The sequence below is a fragment of the Paenibacillus sp. J2L1-98 genome (assembly GCF_056269405.1).
Genome location: NZ_JBWDNW010000004.1, coordinates 351,707 through 361,425 on the forward strand (window position 1 = coordinate 351,707; position 9,719 = coordinate 361,425).

Annotated in this window: 11 protein-coding genes and 1 other annotated feature (1 of these 12 cut by a window edge); all 11 genes read left to right on the forward strand. The window is 50.0% G+C overall.

All coding sequences use genetic code 11. The annotated features are described in order from the left end of the window. Nucleotides 1-47, forward strand: a sequence feature (ribosomal protein L21 leader region) (it extends 43 nt beyond the left edge of the window). Nucleotides 48-62: 15 nt separating this feature from the next. After that, on the forward strand, nucleotides 63-374 hold the full coding sequence (gene rplU, locus AC0YNZ_RS11805; protein ID WP_053374798.1) for a 50S ribosomal protein L21: 312 nt from the start codon (nucleotides 63-65) through the stop codon (nucleotides 372-374). Between the two features lie 11 nt (nucleotides 375-385). Continuing rightward, nucleotides 386-724, forward strand: a complete 339-nt coding sequence (locus AC0YNZ_RS11810; protein WP_475826782.1) for a ribosomal-processing cysteine protease Prp — start codon at nucleotides 386-388, stop codon at nucleotides 722-724. Nucleotides 725-814: 90 nt separating this feature from the next. Beyond that, entirely contained in the window at nucleotides 815-1,126 is a 312-nt protein-coding gene (rpmA, locus tag AC0YNZ_RS11815; RefSeq protein ID WP_056629028.1) for a 50S ribosomal protein L27, read from the forward strand. Between the two features lie 135 nt (nucleotides 1,127-1,261). Then, the gene (locus AC0YNZ_RS11820) at nucleotides 1,262-1,999 is read left to right on the forward strand and encodes a Spo0B domain-containing protein (protein WP_475826783.1); all 738 of its coding nucleotides are present in this window, start codon (nucleotides 1,262-1,264) and stop codon (nucleotides 1,997-1,999) included. Nucleotides 2,000-2,012: 13 nt separating this feature from the next. Beyond that, nucleotides 2,013-3,338, forward strand: coding sequence for a GTPase ObgE (obgE, locus tag AC0YNZ_RS11825; protein WP_110774362.1), 1,326 nt, complete (start codon nucleotides 2,013-2,015; stop codon nucleotides 3,336-3,338). 131 nt (nucleotides 3,339-3,469) lie between these two features. Further along, complete coding sequence (locus tag AC0YNZ_RS11830; RefSeq protein WP_475826784.1) at nucleotides 3,470-3,907, forward strand: ACT domain-containing protein; 438 nt, start codon at nucleotides 3,470-3,472, stop codon at nucleotides 3,905-3,907. 25 nt (nucleotides 3,908-3,932) lie between these two features. Next, nucleotides 3,933-5,219: a homoserine dehydrogenase gene (locus tag AC0YNZ_RS11835; protein ID WP_475826785.1), complete on the forward strand. Its 1,287-nt coding sequence runs from the start codon at nucleotides 3,933-3,935 to the stop codon at nucleotides 5,217-5,219. A gap of 6 nt (nucleotides 5,220-5,225) precedes the next feature. Further along, on the forward strand, nucleotides 5,226-6,254 hold the full coding sequence (gene thrB, locus AC0YNZ_RS11840) for a homoserine kinase (RefSeq protein WP_475826786.1): 1,029 nt from the start codon (nucleotides 5,226-5,228) through the stop codon (nucleotides 6,252-6,254). Next, nucleotides 6,251-7,123 (forward strand): prephenate dehydratase, encoded by an 873-nt coding sequence (gene pheA, locus AC0YNZ_RS11845; protein WP_475826787.1) that lies wholly within the window; start codon nucleotides 6,251-6,253, stop codon nucleotides 7,121-7,123. Before thrB ends, pheA begins: the two co-directional genes overlap by 4 nt. Nucleotides 7,124-7,168: 45 nt before the next feature. Then, nucleotides 7,169-8,050: a branched-chain-amino-acid transaminase gene (gene ilvE, locus AC0YNZ_RS11850; protein ID WP_475826788.1), complete on the forward strand. Its 882-nt coding sequence runs from the start codon at nucleotides 7,169-7,171 to the stop codon at nucleotides 8,048-8,050. A gap of 169 nt (nucleotides 8,051-8,219) precedes the next feature. Beyond that, on the forward strand, nucleotides 8,220-9,719 hold a 1,500-nt coding region (locus tag AC0YNZ_RS11855; RefSeq protein ID WP_475826789.1), incomplete at its 3' end, for a LysM peptidoglycan-binding domain-containing protein.

Below are 9,719 nucleotides of genomic sequence, written 5' to 3' on the forward strand. Positions count from 1 at the left end.
CGGTGCAAGCCGTGAGCCACCTGAATTAGGCGAGTCTTCGAAAATAAGGAGGTGCACCAACAATGTTCGCAATCATCGTAACAGGCGGTAAGCAATACAAAGTTCAGGAAGGCGATGTTATTTACATCGAAAAACTGGATTCTGAAGCAGGCGAGAGCGTAACGTTTGATCGTGTTTTGGCGGTTTCTAAAGGTGACGGTCTTGTAACTGGAACTCCGGTTGTTTCCGGCGCTACAGTAACAGGTAAAGTCGAGAAACAAGGTAAAGGCCAAAAAATCATCGTTTACAAATACAAAGCCAAAAAGAACTATCGTCGTAAGCAAGGTCATCGTCAACCGTTCACAAAAGTAACAATCGAGAAAATCCAAGCGTAAGAGGAATTTCGATGATAACTGTTACATTTGTACGGAGAGCCGCTGACAGACGGATCGTATCTTTTGCAGTCGAAGGACATGCAAAGTATGCGAAGCCCGGCAAGGATATCGTTTGTGCGGGCGTATCGGCCATATCGGTTGGTACCGTTAACGCGATCGAAGCTTTAGCAGGAGAAGAGCTTCCCGTCGAGATGAAGAACGGCTGGCTATCGTCGGATATTCCGACGCTTGCAGACGAGGCTTCAGACAGTCGGATGCAGCTGCTGCTGGAATCGATGGCGGTTATGCTTGACACTATCGCAAAATCATACGGCAAGCATGTCGTAATTCATGAACTTCTTAATGCGTAAGCTGTCGAGGAAGGTTTGCTTCACAAGCCTTCAAGCTTACGCTTCCGAAGTAGGTTTGCTTCACAAACCTTTTAGAAGGAGGGAATAACTATGTTGAAACTGAATCTTCAGCTTTTCGCTTCGAAGAAAGGTGTTGGTTCCACGAAGAACGGACGTGACTCGCAGTCGAAGCGCCTTGGCGCTAAACGTGCTGACGGTCAAACCGTATCCGCTGGAAGCATTTTGTTTCGTCAACGCGGAACAAAAATTCACCCAGGTACTAACGTAGGCATCGGGAAAGACGATACGCTTTATGCAAAAGTAGAAGGCGTAGTGAAGTTCGAACGTTGGGGACGCGATCGCAAAAAAGTGAGCGTATATCCAGCTGTTCAAGCTCCGGTAGCTGCAGCAGTAGAAGCTTAATACAACCTTATATATGCACCAAGACCCGGCCTGCATCGCTTGGCCGGTTTTTTTTTATTTCGAGATTGATGACCGTAGGACGGCCGCATGATATACTGGATAAGCTAGGAAATACGAAGAAAGTAGGTTTAATCGATGGAACGCTTAACAACGGCGAAATATTACGCGGCGGCAACGATTTTATTGCCTAGTGCCGCAGTACTTATTTGGCCCACTAAAGTGTGGTTAACTGCTGTCTTTCTCGTTTGGCTTATAGCTGTAGCGACTTACTGGATACGAACGGAACGGAAAGAGCACGCGGAGCGGACTACGCGGATGATTCAATCCCTGCAAAATTCTGCTATACGGACTCTCAATCATCATCGCCATGACTGGATGAATGATTTACAAGTCGTATTCGGCTATATTCGGCTCAAAAAGCTGGATAAAGCGGCCGAGTATGTGGAGAAAATAAGTGGACGAATGGCCGTAGAGAGCAGCATTTCTAAGCTTGGCGTCCCCTCTCTCATTAGTTATATTCAATCGTTTCGCACGATAACGAATACGCTGGAGCTGCAAATCGTTGTGAAAGGCGATATTCACTTAAATGAAATAACGGCAGATGCCGATCAAATAGCCGACACGCTCATTCAAACGATTAACGCATATCGGTTTGCGGCGAAGCCTGGCTACGGTAATACTGCTGTTCTTACGCTGGAGCTGTCGCTGGATGAGGAAGCGCTGTATGCAGCCTTCTATTATGACGGCGAACTAATGAACGAACAGCAATGGAAGCAAAAAATACAACAGCAGTTGGAAGGCGCGCCAATGCAGCCGATCAACTTCGAGCAGCCGTATGCAAAGATGCTGCTGAGGGCGGAAATGCGCGCATGAACGGGGGCACAACATGTTTGTCGATAAAGCGAAAATATTTGTAAAGGGCGGCGACGGAGGCGATGGTATCGTTTCGTTTCGCCGTGAGAAGTATGTCGAGCAAGGCGGTCCGGCAGGCGGTGACGGAGGCCGCGGCGGCGACTTGATTTTTCAAGTTGACGAAGGGCTTCGCACGCTGATGGACTTCCGCTATCAGAAGCATTTCAAGGCTAACCGCGGCGAGCGCGGAAAAGTAAAAAGCATGCATGGTGCGGGCGCGGAGGACACGATCGTTCGCATCCCGCCGGGAACCGTAATCGTGGATGATGACACGCAGGAAATCATCGCGGATATGACGCGTCACGGGCAGCAGATTGTCATCGCAAAAGGCGGACGCGGCGGACGCGGCAACATCCGCTTTGCTACGCAGAACAATCCAGCTCCGTATATCTCGGAGAACGGTGAAGAGGGTCAGGAGCGCTGGGTTGTGCTTGAGCTTAAAGTTATGGCGGATGTAGGTCTTGTCGGCTTTCCTAGCGTGGGCAAGTCAACCTTGCTTTCCGTCGTTTCTGGAGCCAAGCCCAAAATTGGCGCTTATCACTTTACGACGATAACGCCAAATCTCGGCGTTGTAGACGTAGGTGATGGCCGCAGCTTCGTGATGGCCGATTTGCCGGGCTTAATCGAAGGGGCACACGAGGGTGTAGGGCTTGGACATGAGTTTCTTCGCCACGTTGAACGGACACGGGTTATTATCCATGTTATCGATATGTCCGCTTCCGAAGGACGCGATCCTTTTGAAGACTGGGTGAAAATTAACGAAGAACTTGTGCTTTATAACGAGAAGCTGGCAGACCGGCCGCAAATTATCGCAGCTAACAAAATGGATATGCCGGACTCCGAGGAGCAGCTTGAGCTGTTCAAGGAGCAGCTTGCTGCAGTAAGCGGCGACCGCAAATACGAAATTTTGCCGATCTCCTCGCTAACGAAGCAAGGGGTTCAGGAGCTTCTCTACAAAGCGGCTGATGTTCTCGATACGGTGTCCGAGCATGTTGAAATCGAAGACGTGAAGGATGTTGCTGAACGCAAAGTCTACACCTACGAGAAGCGTGAAGAAACGACATTCACCATCCATAAGGAAGATGAAGTGTACGTTATCGTCAGCGAAGGTATTGATAAATACATGAAGCGGATGAATTTGACTTCCTACGATGCGGTTATGCGCTTTGCGCGTACGATGCGCAAAATGGGCGTCGATGCCGAGCTTCGCAAGATGGGTGCCAAAGACGGCGATATGGTACAAATTGGCGACTTCGCATTCGAATTTTTCGAGGGCAGCGACTACAATCCAAATGGCTAGAGCACGAGCGCATAGCAGGGAACGAAGACGGCAGAAGCCGTCTTTTCTTTTTTTGCCTATTGCCCATAGCCATATATTCCGATATAATGTCCACTATAGGTGAACAATTGTCTTTTTGAGGAGGACGAATAGTGACTAAACGCTATTATGTCGTTCGGGAGGACATTTTACCGGAAGCGATTATGAAGACGATACAAGTGAAAGAGATGCTTAGCCGGGGCGATGTGGCAACTGTTCATGAAGCGGTTGAACGCGCTGGACTCAGCCGAAGCGCTTTTTACAAGTATAAAGATGGCGTCTACGCGCTCAATGAGCTGAAACGTGAACGTATCGCGACGATCTCCATGGATTTAGAGCATCGGTCGGGCGTGCTCTCAAACGTGCTTAGTATGGTAGCAAGCTTGGAAGGCAATGTGCTGACGATGAATCAGACCATTCCGCTTCAAGGCTTTGCCAACGTCGTTATTTCAGTCGATATTTCGCAGCTTTCCGGGGAACTGTCATCGTTGGTCGAAATGCTTCGCAGCCAATCAGGCGTAAGAAAAGCTTCGGTCATCGGACAAGGATAACGTTAATAGATAATGGAGGGTATATATGAAGCCGGTTAAAGTAGGATTGTTAGGTCTAGGAACGGTTGGCACAGGCGTCGTCCGTATTGTTGAAGGTCATCAAGAGGATTTGGCAAGTCAGGTCGGTTCACCGATCGTTATCGAGAAGATACTCGTTCAGAACAAGAGCAAAGCGCGTAATATTACGATTGATTCTGATAAGCTTACTGAGGATCCTTGGGATATTATCCGTCACCCTGACATTGATGTAATCGTTGAGGTTATGGGCGGAATTGGTCTTACGAAGGAATATATTTTGGAAGCACTCTCCCTCGGCAAGCATATCGTAACGGCAAATAAAGATTTGATGGCGCTGCACGGTCCCGAGATTTTGGCTAAAGCTAAGGAAAACCGGTGCGATGTGCTCTACGAAGCAAGTGTAGCTGGCGGTATTCCAATTATTCGTACGCTCGTTGAAGGCTTTTCTTCCGACCGTATCAATAAAATTATGGGTATCGTAAACGGAACGACAAACTATATTTTGACAAAAATGAGTCAAGAAGGCGCTTCTTATCTGGACGTGCTTAAGGAAGCACAGGATCTGGGCTATGCGGAGTCTGATCCAACCTCGGATGTCGAAGGACTTGATGCAGCGCGCAAAATGACGATCCTTGCTACCATTGGCTTCCGCGCGAACGTAGCGCTTGAGGATGTTTCGGTTCAAGGGATTTCTTCGGTAAGCAAAGAGGATATTTTGTATGCGAAGCGTCTTGGCTACGAAGTGAAGCTGCTTGGCATCGCAGAGCGTCAGGATGATCTGATCAGCATAAGCGTGCAGCCGACGATGGTGAAGCAATCGCATCCGATCGCATCGGTTAACGGCGTATTTAACGCGGTTTACGTATATGGCGAAGCGGTTGGCGAAACGATGTTTTACGGCGCAGGAGCAGGCGAGCTTCCGACGGCAACCTCAATCGTGTCCGATTTAGTCGCAGTTGTGAAAAACCTGAAGCTTGGCGTCAACGGCATGCAGGGAAGCCTTGCTTACAAGGAGAAGAAGCTGAAAACCGATGAGCAAATCTCGTCCAAGTATTTCTTGCTGTTAAAAGTAGCAGACCGCGCCGGCGTGCTTGCACGCATCACGCAAGTATTCGCTGACTTCGAAGTTAGCTTGGAGTCCGTGCTGCAGCAGCCGACTCCGTCTAATCCGGAAGCTGAAATTATTATCATCACTCATGATGCCAATAAAGCAGCCATCCAGAAGGTACTCGCAACGTTCGAATCACTGGATGTGGTTCACAAAGTGAAGAGCGTCTACCGCGTAGAAGGGTAAGGACGCATGAATAATCGCAGAGTTATCGTAAAAGTGCCGGCAAGTACGGCCAATTTAGGCCCAGGCTTCGATACGCTTGGAATGGCGCTCTCGTTATACGCATGGATCGAGATGAGCGTCGCTGACCAGACGGAATTCCAGTTTTACGGCGATCAACTGAAAGGCTTGCCGAAAGATAAGTCGAATCTGATCTATAAGGTTGCACAGCTTGTCTTCAAGGAGGCGGGCGCTGCGGTACCGGAGCTCTCAATCTCGATGCACAGCGACATACCGCTTACGCGCGGCCTTGGCAGCAGCGCATCGGCTATTGTGGGAGCGCTCGTTGCCGCGAATGCTTTGATCGGCAGCCCGCTGCCTGATGATAAGCTGTTTCAAATGGCAACGGCATTAGAAGGGCATCCTGATAATGTGGGCGCGTCTTTATTCGGGGGCATTGTCGTCTCCGCTTGGGACGGGGAGCGGGCTGACTACATACGGATAGAGCCGCATCACAGCCTCAAGACGCTCGTCGCGATCCCGGCCTTCCAGCTGTCGACGGAGAAAGCGCGTCATGCGCTGCCGCAGCAGATCAGTATGGCAGACGCCATATTTAATGTCGGCCGCAGTTCTTTGCTTGTCGCTGCGCTTGCAAGCGGCGAACTGGGCATCATCCGTCATGCGATGAAGGACCGGCTGCACCAGCCTTACCGTGCTGCGTTGATTCCCGGCATGTCGACCATTCTGGAGCAAGCGGTTGAACATGGCGCGCTTGGCGTTGCGCTTAGCGGAGCAGGACCGACACTGATCGCATTTGTCGAGGACAATAACTTGAACGAATTGCCGGATTGCGATAGTGAGGTCATTGCGGCTAATGACAGCTCAGACAAAACTCCGCTGGAACAATTTCTGCTGAATACGCTGAAGCAGGAAGGTATCGATGCGAAGACGCTATGGCTTTCGCCATGCGTGCATGGCCCGCAAATTACGGTAGAGGATATTTCCGAGCAGTTCGCCATTCCTCTTCCGGACAGAATTAAAGGAGACGTTATGGTATGAAGACAATAGCGGTATTACCGGCCGGTTCTGTATCGGATGAGGCGGCTAGACATTTTTTTCGCGGTGAAGAGATTGATTGTAAGCATCATCGTCTTATTTCCGATGTGTTCTTGTCTACGGTGAACGGGATAAGCGATTACAGCATCATTCCGATCGAGAATACGATTGAGGGCTCCGTCAGCCTGCATATGGACTGGCTCGTGCATGAAGTTGATATTCCGATTCAAGCGGAGTGGGTGTACCCGTCTATCCAGAACCTGATCGGCCGGCGTTCTGAGCTGCTGAACAATGAAGGGGAAATTGATTATTCACGCATTACTAAAGTAATCAGCCACCCTGTGGCCATTGCGCAGTGTTTGCAGTTTTTACGCACGCATCTGCCGCATGCCGCGACCGAACATGTAAGCAGCACAGCCGAAGGCGTTCGTATCGTTCAAAATAACCCGGATGCCGGATGGGCGGCCATTGGCACGATGACGGCAGCCGCGAATGAAAAGCTTGATGTGCTGGCAAGCGCCATTACGGATCATGATAACAATTATACCCGTTTCTTATTGGTCGGAACGGAGCCATATACGACTCGTCAATCAGATAAGATGAAAACGAGCATATTAATAACGCTGCCTGAGGATTACCCAGGTGCGCTTCATCAGGTGCTTTCTGCCTTTGCATGGCGCAAAATCAACTTATCCCGCATTGAATCCCGTCCGACCAAGAAAAGGCTGGGCAATTACTATTTCTTTATCGACATCGACATGGCGCTCGATACGGTACTGCTGCCCGCTGCTATTCAAGAAATCGAAGCGATTGGCTGCCAGGTTCGTATACTGGGCAGCTATCCAAGCTTTGCAGAGAGCAATAACGCTTAACCATCAAGCGCAAGCGACATACTTTTTGGAGGTGTAAGGCAGGACATGGCACAGCAATGGATCTACTTAAACGGGGAATATGTATCGAAAGAGAACGCTAAAATATCGGTTTACGATCACGGCTTCTTGTACGGTGACGGAATTTTTGAAGGCATCCGCGTATATAACGGCAATATTTTCAAATGCAAGGAGCATCTTGACCGATTGTTTGATTCGGCAAAATCAATCATGCTCGACATTCCCCTCTCCCTTGAGGAGATGCAGTCCGCGCTCGTGGAGACGATTCGCCGGAATGAAATGCGCGACGGCTATATCCGCCTCATCGTCTCACGCGGTCCGGGCAATTTAGGTCTAGATCCAAAGCGCTGTCCTGCTGCATGGGTCATCATCATTGTAGAGCAGCTTGCCATATACCCTGAGGAAGCTTATCAGAGCGGTCTCGTATCGGTGTCTGTATCGCAGCGCCGCAACATACCGGATGCCCTGAATCCAAAGATTAAGTCATTAAACTACTTAAACAATATTTTGGTGAAAATCCAAGCCAATTTAGCAGGTGTCGGCGAAGCGATTATGCTGAATTCCAACGGCTATGTGGCCGAAGGCTCGAGCGATAACATTTTCATCATCAAAAACGGCACCGTCTTCACTCCGCCATGTTACATTGGCGCTCTTGAAGGGATAACCCGGGCTGCGATTATGGAGCTTTGTGCCGTCCACGGCTACAAGCTGAAGGAAGAGCCGTTTACACTTCATGACGTATATGTCGCTGACGAAGTATTTTTTACAGGCACGGCGGCTGAGGTAATAGCGGTACGCGAGGTCGATGGACGCAAGATCGGGTCTGGACAGGCAGGCCCGATTACAACGAAGCTGCTTCATGAGTTTAGAAAAATCGTCTCTGTAGACGGTGTAAAAGTGTTTGAATAGTTCATTCTTATAAAAAAAGCCGGGTTTACCCTTCGGGGTGAGCTCGGCTTTTTACTATTTTTTTTGTGAAAGTGGAGACACATGCCCATATTCTGCATAGGATGTAAGGATTGATAATAGGCATTAGCAGTGCCTGGTTATTCAGAACGTGACAGGAGGTTAACAGCGAGTGAAAATCCATATTGTAAAAAAAGGCGACACGTTATACTTTATCGGCCAAAAGTATAATGTATCGTTGGAAGAGATTTTGAAGCTGAATCCGGGCATCACTAATCCGGATGCCATCGATGTTGGAATGAAGTTGAAAATTCCATCGGGCCATACGGGAGGCTCAGGAGGCGGAATGGACATCATGCATCAACATATCGTAAAACAGGGTGATACGCTTTGGAAGCTGTCAAAGGCTTGGGGCGTGCCGCTTGCGGACATGATTAAAGCGAATCCTCAGCTCAAAAATCCGAACGTGCTGCTTACCGGCGAGATTGTAAACATTCCAAAGGTTACCGATTCGATGCATGAGGTGCCGGGCGGAAACGGCGCAGGGCATGGTACCGGCGGAGCACATTCGTTTAATCCTACTTCCTTCATGCAAGGCGTACATGGCTTGGCCGGAAAGCTTTCTACAGCTCCTATTATAGGGAAAACGCCTACGGGCCCTATCCCGGGTAAAACGCCGACAGCGCCTGTGGCACCCGCTCCTGTCGCTCCGGTCATGCCTGTCGCTCCGGTAGCGCCGGTAGCGCCGGCACCGGTCGCTCCTGTTCAGGAAAAGAAGCCGACAGCGCCTATCGCAAAGCCAACGGCTCCTATCGCAAAGCCAGCGGCTCCTATTGTGAAGCCTGAAGCGCCGGCTAATCTTCCTGCTCCTAAGCCGGCGCCTATTCAGCCTGCGGCGAAAAAAGCGCTGCCGATCGAGAAGCCGGTAGAGAAGAAGCTTCAACCGATCCACTCTGAATATAAGCCTAATGTTGACTTGTTCAAGCAATATGGCATTCCGGCAACGGAGGCATTATCTTTATATGATTTGCCTAAAGCGCCTGAAGCGGTATCACCAGTCGCACAACAGCCTATGTTCGGCGGATACGGCTATGGACATCCAATGACAATGCCAGCACAGATGGGACACGGTTATGGACATCCAATGATAATGCCTGCACAAACAGGCTACGGCGGCTGGCATCAACCCGTTCCATTCAGCAACATGGTAAGTCCGCTAAGTGAAGGTGACGATGAATCATTCGAATGTCCTCCAGGGACAGTGTTCGTAGGCAGCTATCCATCGCCTTCGACTATGCCGCTCGGAGCGGGCCCTGGATGGGGATATGGTCATCCAATGGTAAGCCCTTTTGAGTATGAGAATAGCCATATGGTTGAAGGAGCCTCAGCATTTCCAAATGCGGGAATGGTATCGCCGATGGCTGCCCAGCCGAATGCGGGAATGGTATCGCCGATGGCATCCATGCCGAATGCGGGAATGGTATCGCCGATGGCATCCATGCCGAATGCGGGAATGGTATCGCCGATGGCATCCATGCCGAATGCAGGAATGGTATCGCCAATGGCATCCATGCCGAATGCGGGAATGGTATCGCCGATGGCATCCATGCCGAATGCGGGAATGGTATCGCCGATGGCATCCATGCCGAATGCGGGAATGGTATCGCCGATG

Coding starts and splice junctions, on each gene's coding strand:
- rpmA (WP_056629028.1), top strand. CDS start 815: ATGTTGAAACTGAATCTTCAGCTTTTCGCTTCGAAGAAAGGTGTTGGT.
- AC0YNZ_RS11820 (WP_475826783.1), top strand. CDS start 1,262: ATGGAACGCTTAACAACGGCGAAATATTACGCGGCGGCAACGATTTTA.
- thrB (WP_475826786.1), top strand. CDS start 5,226: ATGAATAATCGCAGAGTTATCGTAAAAGTGCCGGCAAGTACGGCCAAT.
- pheA (WP_475826787.1), top strand. CDS start 6,251: ATGAAGACAATAGCGGTATTACCGGCCGGTTCTGTATCGGATGAGGCG.
- rplU (WP_053374798.1), top strand. CDS start 63: ATGTTCGCAATCATCGTAACAGGCGGTAAGCAATACAAAGTTCAGGAA.
- AC0YNZ_RS11835 (WP_475826785.1), top strand. CDS start 3,933: ATGAAGCCGGTTAAAGTAGGATTGTTAGGTCTAGGAACGGTTGGCACA.
- obgE (WP_110774362.1), top strand. CDS start 2,013: ATGTTTGTCGATAAAGCGAAAATATTTGTAAAGGGCGGCGACGGAGGC.
- AC0YNZ_RS11810 (WP_475826782.1), top strand. CDS start 386: ATGATAACTGTTACATTTGTACGGAGAGCCGCTGACAGACGGATCGTA.
- ilvE (WP_475826788.1), top strand. CDS start 7,169: ATGGCACAGCAATGGATCTACTTAAACGGGGAATATGTATCGAAAGAG.